Origin of the sequence: Cupriavidus sp. USMAHM13 (assembly GCF_001854285.1) — a bacterium.
Taxonomy (GTDB): Bacteria; Pseudomonadota; Gammaproteobacteria; order Burkholderiales; family Burkholderiaceae; genus Cupriavidus; species Cupriavidus malaysiensis.
Genome location: NZ_CP017752.1, coordinates 1,658,543 through 1,678,466, shown reverse-complemented (window position 1 = coordinate 1,678,466; position 19,924 = coordinate 1,658,543). Strand labels below are relative to the sequence as shown.

General features: G+C 68.8%; 21 protein-coding genes. 11 read left to right on the top strand and 10 right to left on the bottom strand.

The window, feature by feature from the left end:
- Positions 1–180 precede the first annotated feature (180 nt).
- The 3 genes from BKK81_RS25745 (at position 181) to BKK81_RS25735 (ending at position 2,834) form a co-directional block, all read left to right on the top strand.
- Complete coding sequence (locus BKK81_RS25745) at positions 181–489, top strand: DUF485 domain-containing protein (RefSeq protein ID WP_071018834.1); 309 nt, start codon at positions 181–183, stop codon at positions 487–489.
- On the top strand, positions 486–2,216 hold the full coding sequence (locus tag BKK81_RS25740; RefSeq protein ID WP_071018832.1) for a cation acetate symporter: 1,731 nt from the start codon (positions 486–488) through the stop codon (positions 2,214–2,216). Before BKK81_RS25745 ends, BKK81_RS25740 begins: the two co-directional genes overlap by 4 nt.
- Before the next feature lie 291 nt (positions 2,217–2,507).
- On the top strand, positions 2,508–2,834 hold the full coding sequence (locus BKK81_RS25735; protein ID WP_071018830.1) for a hypothetical protein: 327 nt from the start codon (positions 2,508–2,510) through the stop codon (positions 2,832–2,834).
- Between the two features lie 365 nt (positions 2,835–3,199).
- On the opposite strand, the gene BKK81_RS25730 is transcribed toward BKK81_RS25735, so the two are convergent.
- From BKK81_RS25730 to BKK81_RS25715, 4 genes are all read right to left on the bottom strand, one after another.
- Positions 3,200–4,207 carry a Bug family tripartite tricarboxylate transporter substrate binding protein gene (locus BKK81_RS25730; RefSeq protein ID WP_083384440.1) on the bottom strand — a complete coding sequence of 336 codons (1,008 nt, stop codon included), beginning with the start codon at positions 4,205–4,207 and terminating at the stop codon, positions 3,200–3,202.
- 145 nt (positions 4,208–4,352) lie between these two features.
- Positions 4,353–5,144, bottom strand: a complete 792-nt coding sequence (mhpD, locus tag BKK81_RS25725; protein WP_071018828.1) for a 2-keto-4-pentenoate hydratase — start codon at positions 5,142–5,144, stop codon at positions 4,353–4,355.
- Positions 5,145–5,187: 43 nt separating this feature from the next.
- Positions 5,188–6,138: a 3-carboxyethylcatechol 2,3-dioxygenase gene (locus tag BKK81_RS25720; RefSeq protein ID WP_071018826.1), complete on the bottom strand. Its 951-nt coding sequence runs from the start codon at positions 6,136–6,138 to the stop codon at positions 5,188–5,190.
- 1 nt (position 6,139) lies between these two features.
- Entirely contained in the window at positions 6,140–8,029 is a 1,890-nt protein-coding gene (locus tag BKK81_RS25715; protein ID WP_083384439.1) for a bifunctional 3-(3-hydroxy-phenyl)propionate/3-hydroxycinnamic acid hydroxylase, read from the bottom strand.
- 346 nt (positions 8,030–8,375) lie between these two features.
- Here BKK81_RS25715 and BKK81_RS25710 point away from each other — a divergent pair, with 346 nt between their 5' ends.
- The 4 genes from BKK81_RS25710 to BKK81_RS25695 all read left to right on the top strand — a co-directional run bounded on the left by BKK81_RS25710 (position 8,376) and on the right by BKK81_RS25695 (position 12,452).
- Complete coding sequence (locus BKK81_RS25710; RefSeq protein ID WP_071018824.1) at positions 8,376–9,200, top strand: DNA-binding transcriptional regulator; 825 nt, start codon at positions 8,376–8,378, stop codon at positions 9,198–9,200.
- Between the two features lie 259 nt (positions 9,201–9,459).
- Complete coding sequence (locus tag BKK81_RS25705) at positions 9,460–10,437, top strand: chromate resistance protein ChrB domain-containing protein (protein WP_071022335.1); 978 nt, start codon at positions 9,460–9,462, stop codon at positions 10,435–10,437.
- A 273-nt stretch (positions 10,438–10,710) separates the two neighbouring features.
- Positions 10,711–11,415, top strand: a complete 705-nt coding sequence (locus BKK81_RS25700) for a hypothetical protein (RefSeq protein WP_071018822.1) — start codon at positions 10,711–10,713, stop codon at positions 11,413–11,415.
- The gene (locus BKK81_RS25695) at positions 11,412–12,452 is read left to right on the top strand and encodes a S1C family serine protease (RefSeq protein ID WP_083384437.1); all 1,041 of its coding nucleotides are present in this window, start codon (positions 11,412–11,414) and stop codon (positions 12,450–12,452) included. Before BKK81_RS25700 ends, BKK81_RS25695 begins: the two co-directional genes overlap by 4 nt.
- 82 nt (positions 12,453–12,534) lie before the next feature.
- Here the strand turns inward: BKK81_RS25695 and BKK81_RS25690 are convergent, their stop codons facing one another.
- On the bottom strand, positions 12,535–14,520 hold the full coding sequence (locus tag BKK81_RS25690) for an alkyl/aryl-sulfatase (RefSeq protein ID WP_071018820.1): 1,986 nt from the start codon (positions 14,518–14,520) through the stop codon (positions 12,535–12,537).
- A 279-nt stretch (positions 14,521–14,799) separates the two neighbouring features.
- Between BKK81_RS25690 and BKK81_RS25685 the strand changes: the two genes are divergently transcribed.
- Positions 14,800–15,510, top strand: coding sequence for a TetR/AcrR family transcriptional regulator (locus BKK81_RS25685; RefSeq protein ID WP_083384436.1), 711 nt, complete (start codon positions 14,800–14,802; stop codon positions 15,508–15,510).
- Between the two features lie 51 nt (positions 15,511–15,561).
- Here the strand turns inward: BKK81_RS25685 and BKK81_RS25680 are convergent, their stop codons facing one another.
- The 3 genes from BKK81_RS25680 to BKK81_RS25670 all read right to left on the bottom strand — a co-directional run bounded on the left by BKK81_RS25680 (position 15,562) and on the right by BKK81_RS25670 (position 16,948).
- Positions 15,562–15,816 (bottom strand): translation initiation factor 1, encoded by a 255-nt coding sequence (locus BKK81_RS25680; protein WP_071018818.1) that lies wholly within the window; start codon positions 15,814–15,816, stop codon positions 15,562–15,564.
- 219 nt (positions 15,817–16,035) lie between these two features.
- Positions 16,036–16,314: an isochorismatase gene (locus BKK81_RS25675; protein WP_071018816.1), complete on the bottom strand. Its 279-nt coding sequence runs from the start codon at positions 16,312–16,314 to the stop codon at positions 16,036–16,038.
- A gap of 427 nt (positions 16,315–16,741) precedes the next feature.
- Positions 16,742–16,948 (bottom strand): hypothetical protein, encoded by a 207-nt coding sequence (locus BKK81_RS25670; RefSeq protein WP_071022330.1) that lies wholly within the window; start codon positions 16,946–16,948, stop codon positions 16,742–16,744.
- A 316-nt stretch (positions 16,949–17,264) separates the two neighbouring features.
- Here BKK81_RS25670 and BKK81_RS25665 point away from each other — a divergent pair, with 316 nt between their 5' ends.
- Entirely contained in the window at positions 17,265–17,468 is a 204-nt protein-coding gene (locus BKK81_RS25665) for a cold-shock protein (RefSeq protein WP_071018814.1), read from the top strand.
- A gap of 100 nt (positions 17,469–17,568) precedes the next feature.
- Here BKK81_RS25665 and BKK81_RS25660 read toward each other — a convergent pair whose 3' ends face one another.
- A complete protein-coding gene (locus BKK81_RS25660) occupies positions 17,569–17,853 on the bottom strand; it encodes a hypothetical protein (protein WP_071018812.1) in 285 nt (94 codons plus the stop codon).
- 346 nt (positions 17,854–18,199) lie between these two features.
- On the opposite strand from BKK81_RS25660, the gene BKK81_RS25655 reads away from it, so the two are divergent.
- On the top strand, positions 18,200–18,493 hold the full coding sequence (locus BKK81_RS25655) for a hypothetical protein (protein ID WP_071018811.1): 294 nt from the start codon (positions 18,200–18,202) through the stop codon (positions 18,491–18,493).
- 96 nt (positions 18,494–18,589) lie between these two features.
- Here BKK81_RS25655 and BKK81_RS25650 read toward each other — a convergent pair whose 3' ends face one another.
- Positions 18,590–19,015: an organic hydroperoxide resistance protein gene (locus BKK81_RS25650; RefSeq protein ID WP_071018809.1), complete on the bottom strand. Its 426-nt coding sequence runs from the start codon at positions 19,013–19,015 to the stop codon at positions 18,590–18,592.
- Positions 19,016–19,497: 482 nt separating this feature from the next.
- On the opposite strand from BKK81_RS25650, the gene BKK81_RS25645 reads away from it, so the two are divergent.
- Positions 19,498–19,920 carry a YciI family protein gene (locus BKK81_RS25645; protein ID WP_071018807.1) on the top strand — a complete coding sequence of 141 codons (423 nt, stop codon included), beginning with the start codon at positions 19,498–19,500 and terminating at the stop codon, positions 19,918–19,920.
- Positions 19,921–19,924 lie beyond the last annotated feature (4 nt).

The following is a 19,924-nucleotide window of genomic DNA, read 5'->3' as shown; positions in this document are numbered from 1 at the left end:
AAGCGCCGATGGCTGCCATCGATCGCAGCCGGAGCGCTGCGCGACGGCACGGCGCACATGGCACGCTAGGGAAAGCACTGATCCGATCGCCATGCTTCCGCGGCACCGCTGTAAGTCCCGCGTCAGGTCAACTGCCGAGAATCCAGGCTATCCAACTCAAGACACTAAAGGAGACGCTTCATGTCCACCGACCTGATCGGGAAGATCCAGGCGCACCCGAAATACGCGGCGCTCAAGCGCAGGCGCAACAGCCTCGGCATCCTGCTGACGATGCTGATGCTGATCGTCTATTACGGCTACATTGCCCTGATCGCCTTCGACAAGACGCTGCTGGGGCAGCCCTTCCGCAGCGGCGTGACCAGCATCGGCGTGCCGGTCGGCTTCGGCGTCATCCTCTTTACCGTCGCTATCACCGGCATCTACGTGCGGCGCGCCAACCGCGAGTTCGACCGCCTGACCGTGGACATCCTGGAGGACGTGGCGAAATGAAGACCCCATCCTTGCGCATCCTGGGCGGCCTCGCGGCCGCCACCGCCTGCGGCGCGGCATTCGCCGGCGGCGGCGACGTCGGCGAGACCGCCAAGCAGGCCACCAACACCACGGCCATCGTGCTGTTCTCGCTGTTCGTCCTCGGCACCTTGTGGATCACCAAGTGGGCGGCCTCGCGCACGCGCTCCGCCGCGGACTTCTACACCGCGGGCGGCGGTATCACCGGTTTCCAGAACGGCCTGGCGATCTCCGGCGACTACATGTCCGCCGCCTCCTTCCTCGGCATCTCCGCGGCGGTGATGAGCAGCGGCTACGACGGCCTGATCTACTCGATCGGCTTCCTGGTCGGCTGGCCCATCATCACCTTCCTGATGGCCGAGCGCCTGCGCAACCTGGGCAAGTTCACCTTCGCGGACGTGGCGGGCTACCGCTTCGCGCAGGGCCCCATCCGCAGCTTCGCCGCGCTCGGCACGCTGGTGGTGGTGGCCTTCTACCTGATCGCGCAGATGGTGGGCGCCGGCCAGCTGATCAAGCTGCTGTTCGGCCTCGACTACTGGGTGGCGGTGGTGATCGTGGGCGCGCTGATGATGGTGTACGTGCTGTTCGGCGGCATGACGGCGACCACCTGGGTACAGATCATCAAGGCCTGCATGCTGCTGGCCGGCGTCACCTTCATGGCCATCATGGTGCTGGCCCAGTACGGCTTCAGCCCCGAGGCCCTGTTCGCCAAGGCGGTCGAGGTCAAGACGGCCATCGCCAGCGCCTCCGGCAAGAACCCGGACGAGGCCGCCAGGATCGGCCTGTCGGTGATGGCCCCGGGCGGCTTCATCAAGGACCCGATCTCCGCCATCTCCTTCGGCATGGCCCTGATGTTCGGCACGGCCGGCCTGCCCCACATCCTGATGCGCTTCTTCACCGTGCCGGATGCCAAGGAAGCGCGCAAGTCCGTGCTGTGGGCCACGACCTGGATCGGCTACTTCTATGTGCTGATCTTCATCATCGGCTTCGGCGCCATCACCCTGGTGCTGACCAACCCGGAGATGGCCGACGTGGCCAAGGGCGTGATCAAGGGCGGCGCGGGCACCGCCAATATGGCGGCCGTGCTGGTGGCCAAGTCGGTCGGCGGCGACGTCTTCTTCGGCTTCATCTCGGCGGTCGCCTTCGCCACCATCCTGGCGGTGGTCGCCGGCCTCACGCTGTCGGGCGCCTCGGCGGTATCGCACGACCTGTACTCGACCCTGCTCAAGCAGGGCAAGGCCAACAGCCATGAGGAACTGCGCGTCTCGCGCATCACCACGGTGGTCCTGGGTATCGTCGCGGTCGCGCTCGGCATCGCCTTCGAGAAGCAGAACATCGCCTTCATGGTGTCGCTCGCCTTCGCCATCGCGGCTTCCGCCAACTTCCCGGTGCTGTTCCTGTCGATGCTGTGGAAGGGCTGCACCACGCGCGGCGCTGTCATCGGCGGCTTCCTCGGCCTGGTGTCCTCGGTCGGCCTGACCATTGTCTCGCCTTCGGTGTGGGAAGCCACGCTCGGCTACCCGAAGGGTTCGGCCTGGTTCCCGTACACCTCGCCGGCACTGTTCTCGATGGCGATCGGCTTCGCCGGTGTCTGGCTGTTCTCGCTGCTCGACAACAGCGCACGCGCCAAGGCTGAACGCGCCGCCTTCGACGCACAGGAAGTGCGCTCCGAAACCGGCCTGGGCGCAGCCGGCGCCTCCTCGCACTGAGGCATCGGCCCGGTGCCGACGGGCCCGGCGGCGCCACGCGCGCCGACGGGCCTGGTTCCTCCTCCCCCTCTGCCCCTCTCCCCCACCGCGCGCGCGGCAGCGCCCGCACCGCCCTGTGTCGACATCCGCGGCACAGATTCGGGCGTTTCTCATGTGGAATCGGAAATCTCTTGAGACACCGCTGGCGTCGCGCCGATAGCCTTGGCGCGCTCCCCATATGCCCGCCAGCCTGTCATGCCAAGCGCCTCACCCGCTCACGCCCCAGCCGCCGCCCCGCTGCGATATCGATGGTTGCTCTGGGTGCTGGGTATCGACTCGGCACTGCTGATCCTCGTGCCCTATCTGCTGTTCGTGGTACTGGCCATGCTGGGAGGCGGCATGTGCAACGGCTGCTCGGTCGGCTGGCGCGATGCGTCAGCGCTGATGCCCGCCTTCGGATGGGTGCTGCTCGGCGTGAGCGCACTCTTTCAGGTCGCACTCAGCGCAGTCGTCTATTTCGTGTACCGCTGGATCGATCGTCCGCCGCACCGCTGGCGCCCGCTGGCCGTGATCCTGCTGCTGGCCTACCTCTGCTGGCCCCTGCTCGCGCTCATTGCGGGCGGAGCTTCCGCTCCCTGAGCCACGCCCCCCCCGCGACATTCCCGCCGGCTCGCGGAAGCGCGCCCCGCACAAGGCAAGCAGGACAAGAAACGCGGCATCGCTGCAGCGAAAGGCATGGTGCGCATCCTCACCTTCGACAGGAAAGGCGCCAAGACCAAGCGCGGGATGGCCTGGCCTTGACGCTGACCGGTGCGCGCTACCTCGGCACGGAGGCTCGAAGGCGCGTACCGGCGGCGGCGCTTGCATTCCCTATGGCCACGGACGTGGCCGAGCAGCGCATGCCGCGCGGGTGGATAGCGGCCTGATCATGTTCTGCTCACCGGCAGCAATGGCGGCGTCAGGCAAGGCCCGGCGCCGCCGCACGGCCTCCTCCTCGCTCAGGTTCACTCCACCACCGCTCCGCTGGCCTTCACCAGCGGCGCCCAGCGCCCGCTCTCGCTCTGCAGGAAGGCGCCGAACTGCCGCGGCGACATCGGCATCGCCTGCAGCCCCTGGTCGTCGAAGCGCTTGACCACCTCCGGCGCCTTGAGCGCCTTGCGAGCCTCTTCGTTGAGCCGGTTGACGATGGCGTCCGGCGTGCCCGCCTTGACCACCATGCCGAACCACACGCCGGCATCCAGGCCGGGCACGCCCAGCTCGGCCAGCGTCGGCACCTCGGGCAGCTGGGCCGCGCGGCGCGGCGCGGCGATGGCGAGCGGCTTGACCTTGCCGCCCTGGATCAGCGGCGAGGTGGTGATGACCGGGTCGAACATCATGTCCACCTGCCCTGCCATCACGTCCTGCAGCGCGGGCGCGGAGCCCTTGTAGGCCACGTGGGTGAAACGGCCGCCGGCCTTGTCGGCGAACATGCCGCCCAGCAGGTGGCCGATCGAGCCGATCCCCTGCGAGGCATAGTTGACGCCGCCAGCCTTGCTGTGCGACAGCGCCATCAGTTCCTTGACCGACGCGGCCGGGCTGTTCTTCGGCACCACCAGCACCAGCGGTGAGGTCGCCAGCGCGGTGACCGGCTTGAAGTCCTTGAGCGGGTCGTAGGAGAAATTGCGGTACAGGCCCGGGTTGATGGCGAACATCTCGGTGGCGGCGATGAAGACGGTGTGGCCGTCGGCGTCGGCGCGCTTGACCTGCAGGGCGGCGATCTGCCCGCCGCCGCCCGGACGGTTCTCCACCACCACCGGCTTGCCCAGGCCGTTGCCCATCTGCTGGGCGAGCTGGCGCGCGATCATGTCGGTGATGCCGCCGGCCGGGAACGGCACCACGAAGGTCAGCGGCCGGTTCGGGAAGGTGTCGGTATCGGCGCCGGCGGCGGGTGCCGCCAGGCAGGCGGCGGCCGCTGCGGCGGCCGCGCCCAGTGCAAGGCGCGCGAACGCGCGCCGGGGATGGCGATGGCTCATGCTCTGTCTCCTGTTTCCTGTTTCTCGTTGTGGACGGGGCCGTCGATGCGGCCCTCTGGATGGCGGCGCGGCGCCGGTGCCGCGCCGCCGTGGTACGGCGGCCTGCGCTCTGAGGCCTCGGGTCCGGGGCCTGAGCGCCGGCGCCTCAGGCCGCGGCGAAGCTCGCGCGCACGCTGCCGACGCCGCTGATGCGCGCCTCGTAGCAACGGCCGGGCTCGGCCGCCACCATCGGGCCCAGCGCGCCGGTCAGCACCAGGTCGCCGGCACGCAGCGGATCGCCCAGCGAGGCGAGCTTGCGCGCCAGCCACACGGCGGCATTGAGCGGATGGCCGAGGCAGGCCGAGCCCTGGCCCGCCGAGACGCGCGCATCGCCGGCAAACATCTCCATCTGCACGGTCTTCAGGTCCAGCCCGGCCAGCGGCACCGGCACCGCGCCCAGCACCACCAGCCCGCTGGAGGCGTTGTCGGCCACGGTATCGACGTAGCTGATGTTCCAGTCGGCGATGCGGCTGCCGACCACCTCGATGGCGGGCAGCACGTAGTCGACCGCGCCGATCAGGTCGACCAGGGTGGCATCGGCGGCGCTCACGTCATGCTTGAGCACCAGTGCCACTTCGGCTTCCACCTTTGGCTGCAGGGTGCGCGCCGGCGGGATGGGCTCATCGTCGCCGTACACCATGTCGGCGAACAGCGTGCCGAAATCGGGCTGGTCGACGCCGAGCTGGCGCTGCACCGCCGGCGAGGTCAGGCCGATCTTGCGGCCGACCACGCGGCGGCCGCGCGCCTGCCAGAAGGCGACATTGGCGCGCTGGATGGCATAAGCGGTGTCGGCATCGCCGGCGGCGATCTCGCCGCGCAGCGGCGCGACCGGGCTGCGCTCCTGCTCGGCGCGGCGCAGGCGCTCGGCCAGGGTGGCGATGAGGTCTTGCTGGGTCATGTCTGGGGCGTCCTGTCGTTGGAGGGAGGGTTGGCAGCCGGTCTCAAGCGTCCGTTCCGGCCTGCGCGGCGTGCATCACGGCGAAGCCGGCGATCCATTCAGGAATCGCACGGTAGTAATCGATCTCGGCCTGGTAGGGACCGGCTGCCGCCAGCGCGGCAAAGGCGCCGATCCAGGTGCGGATCTCGTGCGCCGACTTGCCGCCCTCGCGCGTGATGGCGGCATCGGTCATGCCGTCCACGGCGCTCAGCTCGCCCCGCTGCAGGGTGGCCAGGAAGGCCTGGTCCCATGCCGGGTTGAGCGCGTGCATGGCGCTATCGCCGGCGGTGAAGGCGCGCGCCGCGGCGACGGTGCGCGCCTGCCGCGCCGCGCGCGCCTCGGGCGAGGGATTGCGCCCCGCGATCAGCCGCTCGGCATTCTCGGGGCTGGCCGTGGCCAGCTCGGGCACCGGGGGCTCGTGCGAGATGCCGCCCGAGCCCACCACCAGCACACGCTTGCCGCTGCGCGCGGCAAAGCGGCCGATGGCATCGCCCAGCAGGCGCGCGCGCCGGCACGAGGCCATCGGCGCGGCCACCGAATTGATGAAGACCGGGATCACCGGGTAGCGGTCGAGGCTCCCGGTCAGCACTTCCAGGGCCTGGGCGCAGCCGTGGTCGACCTGCATGCGGTAGGACAGCGCCACGTCGACGTCCGCCGCCAGCACCGCCTCGGCCAGCGCCAGCGCGGTGTCGCGCGGCACGTCCAGCGGACCGGCCAGACTCCGGAAATCGCCCACCGCGCTCGCCGCCGCGCCGATGCAGAACGGCGGCATCAGGTCATAGAAGAAGCCGTTGTAGTGGTCCGGCGCGAAGGCGATGACCAGTTCGGGATCGAAGGCGGCCACCCGCGCGCGCGCTTGCGCCAGTACGCCCTCCACTTCCGCCAGCACCGCCGGCACCGGATCGAAGTAGCCGTGCAGCGGCGTGTGCGACAGGCATTCGAGATGGATGGGCATGTCAGGCTCCCGCCACGCGTGCCAGGGCCGGCCCGCCGGCATCCGCCGCGCGGCCCGGCTGCGGCGCCGGCTGCGCCGGGCCTGCCGGGGCTGCGGCCACGCCTGCGGCGACGGGCAGCGCCAGCTTGTCCGCCACGCCGAGGATGGCGCGCGAGACATCCTGCGGCGAGCAGGTCGCGGCCACGAAACGGTCCGGACGCAGCACCACCACCGAGTCGGGCTGGCCGCCGAACCAGTCCTTCAGGCGGCCATGCACATCGCCCACTGCCAGCACGCCGTCCGGCACGTCGTCGCGGAATTCCAGTTGCGGGTCGGGCTTGGCGATGACGAAGCAGGCCCCCAGCCGCTGCCACGCCTCGCGCGCCGGGGCGCTGAGCCCGAAGGTCGGGTCCATGCCCCAGCTCAGCACGGCGAAGCGGTTGCCGATCACGTCGTCCAGACGCGCGATGCGGCCGTCCTCGCAGCGCACCAGCGGCTGCAGGAACATGCGCCCCACCGGCGAGGCACCGAGCGGATCGGGCCCGTGCACCAGGCGCCCCACCAGCGATTCGCGCTTCTCGCTCATCAAGCCCAGCAGGCGGCCGAGCGCCGAGTTGCCGGCTCGCTCCAGGCGCCGCGCGAGGAAGCCGGGCCGGGTCTCGCGCTCGGGCACCCCGGGCAGCAGCACCACGCCCTGCTCATAGCGCGGCATCGGCTTGAAGCGCATCTCGACGAAGTAGCGCTTGGCCGACGGGAAGGCGTTCATCACCCGCGTGAAGGCGTCGCGCAGGCGCGCCGCGCCACGGCTGGCCGGCGCGAAGATGTCGCCCGCCACCTCGGACAGGTGGATCATCGAGCGGGCATGGGCGCGCCGCTCCTGCGTGTAGCTGTCGAGCAGGCGGTCGCCGGCCTGGCCCTTGGCCACCATGGCCAGCTTCCAGCCCAGGTTGGCCGCGTCGCGGATGCCGCTGTTGTAGCCCTGCCCCTGCCACACCGGCATGATGTGGGCGGCATCCCCCGCCAGCAGCACGCGCCCGGCGCGGAAGCTGCGCGCCAGCCGCGCGTTGTGGGTGTAGACGCGCTTGCGGATGTAGTCGACCTTGTCCGGCTCCGGCACCAGCTTGCGGATCAGCGCCGCCATGTTCTCCGGCCGCGACAGTTCTTCCTCGGTCTCGCCGGGCATCACCATGAACTCGAAGCGGCGGATGCCGTGCGGCAGCGCAGCCGACACATAGGGGCGCTCCGGGTCGCAGTGCATATAGATGTGGGGCGTGCCGATGGGATCGTTGCGCACGTCCACCACGATCCACTGGTTGGGCTTGGTGCGGCCCTCGAAGGGCATGTCCAGCGCGCGGCGCACGAAGCTGTTGCCGCCGTCGGCGCCGACCAGGTAGGCCGCGCGCACGCGCACCGGCCGGCCGGCCTCGTCGGCCGAATCGATGGTGACGCCGTCGGCATCCTGGGTGAAGCCGCCGACTGCCTGGCCGAACAGCACCTGCACGTGGGGGAAGCGCGCCAGCCCTTCGTAGAGCACACGGTCCGCCAGTGGCTGGATGAAGGCGTTGCGGCGCGGCCAGCCGTACTCGTCGGTGCGCGGCTCGATCGAGGCGAAGCAGCGCCCGCCCGGCGTGACGAAGCGCATCCAGTGGTTCGGCGTGGTGTGCGGCAGCAGCGCGTCGGCCAGGCCGACCGACTGGAATACGCGCAGCGCCTCGTCGTCGAGGCCGATCGCGCGCGGGTAGTCGATGATCTGCTCGAGCTTCTCCAGCAGCACGACGCTCACGCCCTGCAGGCCGAGGATGTTGGCGATCATCAGGCCCACGGGGCCGGCGCCGATGATGGCGACGTCCGCGCGCAGGTCGTGGGGACGGCCGTCTCCGGCCGCCTTGTCCTTGTCGAAGGCGGGGTTCATGTCTCCTCCTTGTTCCCTGGCGGGCCGGTGCCGGCAAGCCTGGCGACCGCGGGACCCGCAGGGAATCGATGTGGATACGGTTGGAAAGGGTGCGATGCGGGAGCGTTGCCGGACGGCTTACCGCGGCTTACCGCAGCCGAGCGCGGTGGAACGCGGCTCGGCGCGGCGGCATGGCCGCCGCGGGCCGGGGCCTGGCAACCGCGGCGAGGCGGGGCGCGTGGGACATTGTCTGCTCCAGAATCGGTCTTGGTATGGGCTGCAGTCTAGAGTTCCGGTTGCCGCCGGACAAAAAAACGTTCAACATGTGCAAGGAATGCACGCCATTGATTTACAAGGATTTTTTTCCATGCCAGCCACCCCGGTAAAGCGCACGGTCCGACACTCGCCCTATGCCAACGTACGCGGCCTGTCACGCGGCCTGGCCGTGCTGCGGGCGCTCAACCGCATGGAAAGCGGCCGCGCCACCGCGCAGCAGCTCAGCGAGGCCGCCGGCCTGCACCGCACCACGGTGCGCCGCCTGCTGGAGACACTGATCGAAGAGGGACTGGTGTGGCGCAGCGAGTCCGACGACAGCTACCGCCTGACGCTGCAGGTACGCGCGCTCAGCGAGGGCTTCACCGACGACGAATGGATCTCCACGCTGGCCGCGCCGCTGATGGGCGAACTGCTGCAGCGCGTGGTCTGGCCCTCCGACCTGGCCACGCCCGACGGCGACGCCATGATCATCCGCGAGACCACCCACCGCTTCAGCCCGCTCTCCTTCCACCGCGCCATGGTCGGGCGCCGCCTGCCGATCCTGCTGACCTCGGCGGGACGGGCCTATTTCGCCTTCTGCAGCGACGCCGAGCGTGACAGCGTGCTCAAGGTGCTGCGCGCCGGCGGCGGCGGCCCCGAGCAGGCCGCGCTGGCCCATGACGAAGCCTTCCTGCGCCGCCTGGTCCAGCGCGTGCGCGACGACGGCTTCGCCACCAACCGCAGCGACTGGACCGAACAGCGCAAGATCGGCGCGCTGGCGGTACCGGTGCGGCACGGCGAGCGCGTGCTGGGCAGCCTCAACGTGGTCTACCTGGCCGCCGCGCTCGGCGCCAAGGAGGCCGTGGAACGCTTTGCCGCGCCCTTGCAGGAAGTGGCGGCGCGGATCGAGGCGGCCCTGGCCGGCAGGGCGGCCTAGGCATGCGTTGACGATGCGCTGACGATGCGCCGACGATGTGCTGACCATGCGCAGGTACACAGCGCTGACGCTGGCCGCGCCGCCGGAACCCTTCATGCCGGCCGGGATCCGCGCCATCGCGCATGAGGATCCACACAAGGTGCATTGGCCATCCGGCAGGACATGGATGGCGGATGGCGCGCTCGGTGCCCGGCTGCGGTGCTTTGTAGACCTTGCTACATGCTTGAAATAGGTGCTGCGCCCGCCTAGGATGAGCCGCATGAAACCCGCTCCTGCTCCGGCCGGCGCCGACTGGCGGCTCCTGGTCATCAGCCTGCCGACGACCGCGGCCACCGCCCGCATGCGATGCTGGCGTGCCATCAAAGCGCTGGGTGGCGCCGCCCTGCGCGATGGCGTCTACCTGCTGCCCAACCGGCCCGAACTGCTTCAGCCCTTGCAGGCCATCGCCGACGATGCGGCGGCCCAGGATGGCAAGGTGTGGCTGCTGCCGGTGCTGGCCATGCCGGAAGAGGCCGACTACCAGGCGCTGTTCGACCGGTCGGCCGAATACGCGGCGTGGACAGACGAACTGGCGGCGGCACGCGCGGCCATGGCGAGCCTTGGCGAGGCCGAGCTGCTGCGCTTGGCACGCCGTCTCGGGCGGGGCTACGACGCGATCCGGCGCATCGACTTCTTCCCCGGCGAACTCGCATCCATTGCCGAAGCGAAGTGGCGCGACTTCAATGCCGCGATCGATGCGGTGTTGTCGCCAGGCGAACCGCGTGGTGCCGCGCGGGGCATCATCGCGCGGCGCGACCCCGCGCAGTACCAGGGGCGCCGCTGGGCCACCCGCAGGCATCTCTGGGTCGACCGGGTGGCGTGCGCCTGGCTGATCCAGCGCTTCATCGATCCCCATGCGACCTTCCTGTGGCTCGACGACGTGCGGCAGTGCCCGGCAGACGCCCTGGGTTTCGACTTCGACGGCGCGACGTTCACGCACTTCGAAGACCGCGTGTCGTTCGAGGTCCTGCTGGCCAGCTTCGGGCTGGAGGAAGACAAGGGGCTGTCGAAGCTGGCGCAATTGGTGCACGTGCTGGACGTCGGCGGCGCGCCGGTCGCCGAGGCGAGCGGGTTCGAGGCTGTGCTGACCGGTGCGCGCCAACGCCTGCCGGATGACGACGCCCTCTTGCAGGAAATGAGCGCGGTGCTGGAGTCCCTCTACACCCACTATGCCGGCGCGGCCCGGCGCAAGCGATAGCGCTGCTCGAATGCGGCAGACGCCACGCCACGGCGCCGGGCCTGGCGAAGAACGCCGCCGGCGATCATGGCTTGCAACTGCCGACGGCTTAAATCGCCGCAGGCCGGCAAACCCGGTCGATTCTCGATCGGAGCCCTGCCCCCCCCACCAACGAGGGGTGTGGTCAGCCCCGGGGGCGGACGATACGTTAGCGACGCTGGCGGAATATAGGCGATGCCGGAACGAGGCACGGGCCGCCGCGGGACAAACCATAAGACATCACGGGGAAACGATATGCGGGTCATCGGCCTGGCGGCGCTCGCCGCCTGCTGCCTGGGGAGCCGGCCGATGCCGGGCCGGGACCATCGTCCCCAGGCACGCCACCGCCCGCCAGCCTATGCGCGCCCCCAGGGCCCCGGCGCGGCGGTCGTATCGGCGACGGTGGCGACGGTGGCGACGCTGCTCACCGCATGCACTCCCGTACAGCCCTACGTACCGCCGACGCGCGGCGACACGGCGCGCCTGCTGCTGCGGCCGACGACACCGGCCAACATGTCCTTCGCGCTCTACGCCTACGATGACGCGCATGCCTGCCACAGCCCGGCACGGGTGATGACGGGCAATGCGAGCACCGGCCACCAGTCGAGTACGCTGCGCGCCGGGCCGCTGGCGACGCTTTCCTATGTCGGCGTGGACGGCAGGCGATCCTGCCGCGTGGTCTTTTCCTTCTATCCGAAGGCAAACCACACCTATCTGCTGGCGATGTCGCAGGACGGCATGCGCTGTGCCGTGAACGTGCTCGATGCCTCCGATGGCGACAATCCCCGGCCCGAGCGCTCCTTGATCGCACGCACCCCGCGCGCCGGCGGCTGCGACCCCGTCAACAAGAATGCGCGGGCCGACGAGGCGATCAAGTCGACCTACGACGGTGCCACGCCGGACAGCGGCCAGCGTGCCGCCAACAGCCTGGACGATTTCAACGACCTGCTGCCGAAATGAACATCTTGCTCCACAAGGGATGGCGCGCCGCATGCCTGGGCGCGGCCTGGCTCGCGCTGGCGGCCCCGGCCGCGCAGGCCATGGCGCCTGACCAGTTCTTCAAGAAGACGGCGCCCAGCGTCTGGCGCGTGCTCACCTACGACGCCGACGGCATCCAGTTCGCGCGCGGCAGCGCGGTGGTGATCGGCAAGGAGACCCTGCTGACGAACTGCCACGTGCTGGCCAAGGCGAAGCGCTTCGTCATCAAGCAGGACAACATCAGCTACGAAGGCAAGCTGCAGTACCTCGATGTCGAGCGCGATCTCTGCCAGATCACGGTGCGCAACCTGAACGCACCGGCCGTGCCCCTGGGCGACAGCGACAAGCTGGTGGTGGGCCAGCACGTCTACACGCTCGGCAATCCGGAGAATCTCGAACTGACCTTGAGCGAAGGCCTGGTCTCCGCCTTGCGCCAGGATGAGGAATCCGGCCTGAAGCTGATCCAGACTTCCGCGCCGTTCTCGATGGGGTCGAGCGGCGGCGGCCTGTTCGATGAAGAAGGACGCCTGATCGGCATCACGACCCTGATCCATCGGCGCGGGCAGAACCTGAACTTCGCCATGCCCATCAACTACCTGCGGGAACTGCCTGCGCGCAGTGCCGCCGCACTGGCCAGGCGCTCGGCCGCGCTCGCGGCCGGGGCCGGGTCCAGTCCGGTAGCGGCACAGGGCCGTGCCCCCGTGGGCGACAGGCCCGGCGGGCGCCCGGCACCTGCCGCTTCCGGCTATGCCGAAGTGAACGACATCGACAAGCTGCTGCAGGTCGCTCCGCGCGCCCGTGCCGGCTACGAGAGCTTCCTGAGCAAGCCGCAGCCGCGCGCCTTCGCCATCGCGGAGAACGGCGGCTGGTGGATCTCCTATGGCATCAAGCCGAAGGACCCCGCCGCCGACCCCGATCCCGCCGTCCGCGCCGTGCCCGACTGCGAGACATTCCATCGGCGCCGGTGCACCCTGTACGCCATCGACAATGTCGTGGTGTACAAGCCGGAAAAGCAATGAGCGGGCGGCAATGAGCCCGCGGCCCCTGCCCGGCAGGACCGAGGCGGAACTCGCGCGGGATTAGCGCAGGACCAAGGCAGGACTAGGGCGCCACGATCTCGAACTGCGGATCGAACTTGTCCAGCATCCCCATCCAGGCCTGCAGCACGGCCGGGTCGCCTTCGATCTTCGCGCGCCCGGCGCCGACCGCCTCGCGCAAGGTGGTCTGGCCCAGCAGCGCGCCGATCAGCACGGCACGCGGCACGGTCAGCGTGGCCTGGGCATCGGCATGCTGCTGGTCGGCCTTGTAGCGGAACACCGCGTTCTCCACCGTGAGCGCGTAGCGCTTGCCGGTATCGGGCTGGACCCAGTTGATCTTGAGCGTGCGGCCGGCGGCGCGCTCGCCGTTCAGGCGCACCGCCAGGTAGTCGAGGAACATCGGGTCGGTCATCGCCTGCACCATGTCCGGGCTGGCCGACTGCGTCGAGGCGAGGCGCTGCACGCCGTTGCGCAGTTCGCGCGCGCCCATCAGGTAGGCGCTGCGCCAGCTGGCCGACTCGGCCTGGTAGCCGAGCTGCTCCAGCGCGTCGGCCTCGAGCTTGCGCGCGGCCTGGTTGTCCGGGTCGGCGAACACCACGTGCTTGACCACCTCCGCCACCCAGCGGTAGTCGCCCTGGGCATAGGATTCGCGCGCCTGCGCCAGCACCTTGTCGGCGCCGCCCATGTACTGCACGTAGCGCTTGGCCGCTGCCTCGGGCGGCAGCGGGTGCAGGTCGGCCGGGTTGCCGCTGTACCAGCCCAGGTAGCGCTGGTAGACCGCCTTGGCATTGTGGTTGACGGTGCCGTAGTAATCGCGCAGGTCCCACTGGCCGGCCAGCGCCGGTGGCAGCTTCACCCTTTCGCCGATCTCGGTCATGGTGTAGCCCTGGTTGGCCAGGCGCAGCGACTGGTCGTGGATGAACTTGTAGGCATCGCGCTGGCGGCCGAGGAAGGCGTCGATGTTCTGCTGCCCCCACTTCGGCCAGTGGTGCTGCGCGAACAGTACCTCGGTGCGGTCGCCGTAGCGGTCCAGCGTGGCATCGAGCGCGCGCCACCACTGGTTGGCGTCGCGCACCTGGGCGCCGCGGATGGTGTACAGGTTGTGCAGGTTATGGGTGGCGTCCTCGGCCGCGCACAGTGCCTTCCACTGCGGGAAGTACATCAGCATCTCGGCCGGCGCCTCGGTACCCGGCGCCATCTGGAACTCGATCTGCACGCCGTCGATGGTGCGCGTCTCGCCGCTCTTGCGCACCAGGTCGGTGGGCGCGATCAGCGTCACGGTACCGAGCGAGACCGTCTTGCCCAGGCCGGCGTCGACCTGTCCCGTCGGCCCCTTGGGCAGCAGCGCGCCGTACATGTACTGGGCGCGGCGGCTCATGGCATTGCCGGCGTAGATGTTCTCGCTGACGGCTTCCTCCATGAAGCCCTCGGGCGCCAGCACCTTGACGCGGCCCGCCTTGACGTCTTCCTCGCGGATCACGCCCTTGACGCCGCCGAAGTGGTCGACGTGGCTGTGCGTGTAGATCACCGCCACCACCGGCTTCCTGGGCCGGTGCTGGTAGTACAGCTCGAGCGCAGCGTGCGCCGTCTCCGCGGTCAGCAGCGGATCGATGAGGATCAGGCCGGTGTCGCCCTCGATCAGCGTCATGTTGGAGAGATCGAAGCCGCGCACCTGGTAGATGCGATCGGTGACGCGGAACAGGCCGTGCTTGAGGTTGAGCTGGGCCTGGCGCCACAGGCTGGGGTTGACCGTGGCCGGCGCGGCATCGGCGCGCAGGAAGGCATAGTCGCTCAGGTTCCACACCACCCGGCCCTGCGCGTTGCGGATTTCACTATCGGCCAGCGTGCCCAGCCAGCCGCGCTGGGCATCCTCGTAGTCCTGGCGGTCATTGAAGGGCAGCTGCTGCAGCACGGCCTCGTTGGCCTGGCGGGTGGCGGCGGTGGCATCGCCAGGCGTGGCGGCCGCGTCGGCCGCCAGCGCCGGGGGCATGCCGGCGGCGCCGGACAGCAAGGTCAGGGCCGCGGCCAGCGCGGCGGGCTTGCGAAGCATGGTGTCTCCTCGTTGTGTTCTCGTGGTGTTCCTGCACCTGCCAGGGGCGGCCGGCCCGGCTGCGGACGGCTCCGCCCGGCAGCATGACGCATCCCCTGCCCTGGCGGCAAGACTAGAATTGCTCTGAACATTCAGTACAATTCCAGTGTGCGAGCGATCCCCTTGCCCTGTCAAGGTGCCGGAATATCGAGGGAGGGTCCGGCACAAGGGGGCATCTGGCCGAGGCGGAGGGGCCAGTGCCCGCTGCTACAATTTCCCGCCGACCCAGTACCCCTGCCCATGACTGCCCCAGCCTCCGCCGCGCCCGCCACTCCGGCCACGCCAGACGCCCAGGCCACGCCGGCCAAGAACCGCCGCGGCCTGGAGACACGCCAGCGCGTCATCGCACTGACCAAGGGCCTGATCGCCGAACACGGCTATGCCGAAGTCACGCTGGACCAGATCTCGGCCGCTGCCAGCGTGGCCAAGAGCAGCCTGCTATGGCATTTCGGCAGCAAGGAAATGCTGCTGGCGGAGGCAGCCATCAGCCTGTTCCGGGAAATCGAAGGGGAGATGCAGGCGCGCGCCCCGGCCGGCCGGAGCCAGGCCGAGCGCCTCGACAATCTGTTCGATCGCGTCGCCGACTATTTCACGCGCCACCCCGAGACCAAGGGCGTGGTGCTGGCGCTGCTGTTCTCAGGCAGCGTTCCCGAGGCCGTGCGCGAACACATCCGCGCGGGTTGGGACGGGCATGTGCGCGCGCTGGTGGAGGCGCTGGGCACGCCGGAGCGGCCGCTGCCACCGGAGATGGCGCGGCTGCTGCTGGCGGTGTTCCATGGGTGCTATTGCCATTGGTATGCCAACGGGCGCGGCGAGCCGATCGCAGCCTACCTGGCGCCGGCGCGCGAGCTGATGCGGCAGTGGCTCACGGCGCCCGCTGGCGCAGCGCCGGCGGCAGGGGCAGCGGCGATCGAGCCCGGCGCCGCCGCGGCTCGCCGCAGGCGGTCTTGATGCAGGGTGAGGGGTGATGGCCGCACCCGCGCCGGCATGCGGCAAATAGGACTAGATGCTGAACGTCGGGTTGCCGAACTGCGTCAGCAGGGACTCGATCAAGCCGATGTCCTCGGTATGCGGCGTGCGGTCTTCGGTGATGCGGGAAGGCCCCGCGTAGATCGCGGTGATGTGCCGGCGCACGGTCAGCACACCAGACTGCGGCGCATCGACCTCGACCTCCAACCAAGGTATGTGCCGGTAACTGCCGGCAACCCAGCCGGTCGAAGTCAGATGCTGCACTTCCCACTCTTCGCTGTTCGGCATGTCTTGAACTTCCTCCTGTAGTCAGATCGTTGAGATCGGTCAGATCGGATGGCGCGTGGCCATCGCGGGAGCGGCGGAGCCGCTCATGTTTTGTGTCGGCATCGGATCGGGCCCTTGGCCGGCCCGCACCGCGGCATCTCCGGCCTGGCGCGCAGGCGGCGGTCCGGATGCACCGACAACCTCCTGTCGCAGACCCGCGTTTGCCAAGGTCGTTCCCGCTCAGCGCGGGGACTTGCCGCCGGGCAGCCGAAGGCCGCCGGCCTTGGCGCCGCGCAACTGGCGCGCACGCAGATGCGCCGCGGCGCGTTCGCCGGCGCTGCGCGCGGCCTGCTTGGCACGGGCTTCCGAACGGTGCGTGGCGTGCCGCATCGAAACATTGGCGACGACTTGCTCGACACCATTGCGGTACTCGGAAATGACGTAGTTCGCGAACCAGATGCCGGGTTCTTGCTGAATGGGGTACACCGAAACGGTGAACGGGGTGATGCTCTGATTCAAGTTGTTTCCTGCTTTGCCAGTGCGCGCGCCAGGGGCCTGGCGCCGCGCACTGCGGTCAACACGGACTGGTGCGGCTTCGGCTTCCAGTCGACGTGGAAAAAACAATGCGCGTCATGCCCATCGGCAGAATCGCTTGCACTGTTCGGGGAGGACCATGCTTGCGCTCGCCATCGCGCCCTGTACATGCGCGATCGCCGCGGAGCGGCGGTGCCGCTGGTCGGATAGTGACAGGCGCGTGGCGCCCGGAAGGGATCGGGTGTACACCCGAGCGGCCGCCGAGCTTGTTCTCTTCTATTGATGATGTGTCGCGGCCTGCCTATGGCTTATCACCGGCATGCGGTGATAAGGCGCAATGATACCATCTTCGATACCTGCCAGCAGGAACCGGCCCGTTCCCCCACGCCGCCGGCACCCCGCGCGTGCAGCGCTATCGCTGCCACCCCGCCTCGGGATCGCGCTTCTGGTCGCGATACGTCCACTGCGTTCCGCAGACCTGGCACACGAAGGTGCTGACAGTCAGCGCAGGCCCTCTGGCCGGCTTGATGCGCTGGGTATCCGTGATCCGCAAGGCGGGGTGCCCGGGTGCGCCGAACTTGTGCATTTCCATGGCCTGGCAGGCCGGACAGAGCGTCATATCGCGTCCTTCGTGAGTGATGGGGGCCACGGCCAATGTCCTGGGCAAGGAACGGCCCCTGCCAAGGGTAGCCATCATGAACGGGAAAGCCGGCGCCGCACAGGCGTGACGCTCCATGCGCCCGATCGGACACAGCCGCCGGGGCGAATCCTTGACATTCCATCCACATACAGGTATAAGGAGCGGGCAAGATTTTCAGGCAGTAACTTTGAAGTACTGGGTGCGTAACACACTTCAAGCGTTTCCTCGTTTCTTCCTTGATCGTCATGCTCCGCCAGCGGTTTTTCCTGGCGGAAATTCTTTGAGGAATCCAAACATGGAAACCGGTACCGTCAAGTGGTTCAATGACTCCAAGGGCTTCGGCTTCATCACGCCCGACGCAGGTGGCAACGACCTGTTCGCGCACTTCTCGGAAATCCAAGGCAGCGGCTTCAAGTCGCTCCAGGAAGGCCAGAAGGTCCGCTACGTGGCCGGCGTAGGCCAGAAGGGCCCGGCAGCGACCAAGATCGAAGCGATCTGAGTCTCGCCTCCCAGGCAGAAAAGCCCCGCAATGCGGGGCTTTTTTTGTGCCCGCCGGGATCCCGGTTGGAGCCCGCCGCGAGACGGTCAACGGGCCCGGCTCAAAGACCGGCCGTGCTCATGCCCTCCACCAGGCCGTCGATGATTTCCTCACCGGTCTTGACGGCGGCACGCTTCGCGGCACCCAGGCTCTCCCACTGCGCGACCGGCAGCGCGAAGACCCTGCCATGCTCGGCATTCGGCGGACTGCCTTCGCGGCAGATCACGACCGAGGCGTTGTACGCGCGGTCGGGCCGGGGCTCATGCCATTCCCGCGGCGGCTCGTATGGGTAAACCAGCGGGTAGAGATCGAAGCCCTTGTAGTTGGCGCTCGGGTAGGCATCCACAGCCTTCTCCGGTTGATGGTATGCCCCCACTGTACGCGCATTCCCCACATAGAAGGGGAATAGTTGGCGGCGACCTGGCGTTTCCACGACGCCTCGGACGGTCCGCCAGCGCACCAGTCGTACTGAGCCGCCCCAGGCCGATCCGCTTCCCCAGGGGCCATTCGCGCAGGCTCATGACGATCGGCCCAAGTTCTCCCCCAAACGTTTCGATCCGAAACATCGCGGCCCATCAGTCCGCGATACGCTCACCGTGTTGCCGCAACCACGGCAACCGGGATTGGCGTCCCGACCACGTAGACGGCCGCGAGCACGCGGCCGGATCTTGCAATCGCCCTGGAGGACGCCCATGCCCGAACCCACCCGCCAGACCCTGGCCGCCGAACGCAGCGGCCCCGACCTCTACCTGACCACGCGCTTCCCGCTGGAAACCCCGCTGAGCGTGGCCGAGCAGAAGGCCGCGCAACTGCATGCGCTGCTGCGCCTGCTGTGCGAGCAGGCGCCGGGCGATGGTGGCCCCGACGCCGGCGATGACTGCGCGCAGCACAGCGCGCTGTCGCTCGCGGCCGAGTTGGCGCACCAAACCCTGGTATTCAGCGAGATGGCGCTGCGGCACGCGCCGGAGACCGCCGGCATCGGCTAGCAAGAACACAGCAAAGCGGCCGGCATGGCCGGCCGCGCTGGCGGCGCTCCGCCGGCCAAGGCTCGTCCTGACACCTTGGCACCATTCGCGCAGGTCTTACAGCACGGTCAGGCGCACGTCGATATTGCCGCGCGTGGCGTTGGAATAGGGGCAGACGGTGTGCGCCTTGTCCACCAGCGCCTGGGCGACGTCGCGCTCCAGGCCCGGCAGCGCGATGCGCAGGTCGACCTCGATGCCGAAGCCGGTCGGGATCGCGCCGATGCCGACGTTGCCGGTGATCGCGACATCCTTGGGCAGCGCCACCTTGTCACGCGCGGCGACGAACTTCAGCGCGCCGAGGAAACAGGCCGAATAGCCGGCCGCGAACAGTTGCTCGGGGTTGGTGCCATCACCACCGGCGCCGCCGAGTTCGCGCGGCGTGGACAGCTTGACTTCCAACGCGCCGTCGGACGAGACGGCGCGGCCGTCGCGGCCTCCGGTGGCGGTGGCTTCGGCGCGGTAGAGGACTTTTTCGATCGACATGACAGGACTCCTGCTTGGGTTGTGATGGGCGGGCCGACAGGCTTCCGCCGGAATTTTCATACGATTAAATCGCACACTACTTATTTGCCGCAGCGACACCAGGGAAAGACTCCAGCCCCCAATTCCGCACAAGCCATCAGCAAAATCAGCAAAGGCGATCCGCTGCCGCTCGGGATCCCCTCGGATCCCTGCGCCGTCGCGCTCGCCATGGAGAGGAATATAGATCGCTCACGATTTAATTGCAAGCTACTTTTCACCAATGGAGGCAACCGGATCATGCGTCCGATGCGTCACTCCCTGGCGACAGGAGTCGCTCACGTAGCGCCCCGATCAGCACTTTTTCGCGCCAGCCAACGATTTTCATCTGTCCTTGTCGATTTCCGCCTGCCTCCTTCGTCGTACCATCAGAGCCGCCCGCCACGCGAGAGCCGCCGAAGGAGGGCAGGCTCCCCCTATGTCCCCGATCCCAACAGGAGAGAACAATGCGAGTCATGGTGATAGTGAAGGCAAGCGCCGAATCGGAAGCCGGCGAGATGCCCAGCACGGAGCTGCTGGAGGCCATGGGCAAGTTCAATGAGGAACTGGTCAAGGCCGGCATCATGCAGGCCGGCGAGGGCCTGCAGCCCAGCGTGCGCGGCAAGCGGGTGCGCTTCTCGGGCAAGGAGCGCACGGTGATCGACGGCCCCTTCGCCGAGACCAAGGAACTGATTGCCGGCTTCTGGCTGTGGCAGGTCAAGTCGATGGAGGAAGCGGTGGAGTGGGTCAAGCGCTGCCCCAACCCGATGGAAAGCGAATCGGAGATCGAGATCCGCCCGCTGTTCGGCATGGAGGACTTCGGCGATGCCATGACGCCGGAACTGCGCGAGCAGGAAGCGCGGCTGCGCGCCCAGACCCCGGGTCGATAAGCGC

Bases quoted from the DNA above. Each gene is read 5' to 3' on its own strand.
- BKK81_RS25745 (WP_071018834.1), top strand. From the start codon at position 181: ATGTCCACCGACCTGATCGGGAAGATCCAGGCGCACCCGAAATACGCG.
- BKK81_RS25740 (WP_071018832.1), top strand. From the start codon at position 486: ATGAAGACCCCATCCTTGCGCATCCTGGGCGGCCTCGCGGCCGCCACC.
- BKK81_RS25730 (WP_083384440.1), bottom strand. From the start codon at position 4,207: ATGAGCCATCGCCATCCCCGGCGCGCGTTCGCGCGCCTTGCACTGGGC.
- mhpD (WP_071018828.1), bottom strand. From the start codon at position 5,144: ATGACCCAGCAAGACCTCATCGCCACCCTGGCCGAGCGCCTGCGCCGC.
- BKK81_RS25720 (WP_071018826.1), bottom strand. From the start codon at position 6,138: ATGCCCATCCATCTCGAATGCCTGTCGCACACGCCGCTGCACGGCTAC.
- BKK81_RS25715 (WP_083384439.1), bottom strand. From the start codon at position 8,029: ATGAACCCCGCCTTCGACAAGGACAAGGCGGCCGGAGACGGCCGTCCC.
- BKK81_RS25710 (WP_071018824.1), top strand. From the start codon at position 8,376: ATGCCAGCCACCCCGGTAAAGCGCACGGTCCGACACTCGCCCTATGCC.
- BKK81_RS25705 (WP_071022335.1), top strand. From the start codon at position 9,460: ATGAAACCCGCTCCTGCTCCGGCCGGCGCCGACTGGCGGCTCCTGGTC.
- BKK81_RS25700 (WP_071018822.1), top strand. From the start codon at position 10,711: ATGCGGGTCATCGGCCTGGCGGCGCTCGCCGCCTGCTGCCTGGGGAGC.
- BKK81_RS25695 (WP_083384437.1), top strand. From the start codon at position 11,412: ATGAACATCTTGCTCCACAAGGGATGGCGCGCCGCATGCCTGGGCGCG.
- BKK81_RS25690 (WP_071018820.1), bottom strand. From the start codon at position 14,520: ATGCTTCGCAAGCCCGCCGCGCTGGCCGCGGCCCTGACCTTGCTGTCC.
- BKK81_RS25685 (WP_083384436.1), top strand. From the start codon at position 14,800: ATGACTGCCCCAGCCTCCGCCGCGCCCGCCACTCCGGCCACGCCAGAC.
- BKK81_RS25680 (WP_071018818.1), bottom strand. From the start codon at position 15,816: ATGCCGAACAGCGAAGAGTGGGAAGTGCAGCATCTGACTTCGACCGGC.
- BKK81_RS25670 (WP_071022330.1), bottom strand. From the start codon at position 16,948: ATGACGCTCTGTCCGGCCTGCCAGGCCATGGAAATGCACAAGTTCGGC.
- BKK81_RS25665 (WP_071018814.1), top strand. From the start codon at position 17,265: ATGGAAACCGGTACCGTCAAGTGGTTCAATGACTCCAAGGGCTTCGGC.
- BKK81_RS25655 (WP_071018811.1), top strand. From the start codon at position 18,200: ATGCCCGAACCCACCCGCCAGACCCTGGCCGCCGAACGCAGCGGCCCC.
- BKK81_RS25650 (WP_071018809.1), bottom strand. From the start codon at position 19,015: ATGTCGATCGAAAAAGTCCTCTACCGCGCCGAAGCCACCGCCACCGGA.
- BKK81_RS25645 (WP_071018807.1), top strand. From the start codon at position 19,498: ATGCGAGTCATGGTGATAGTGAAGGCAAGCGCCGAATCGGAAGCCGGC.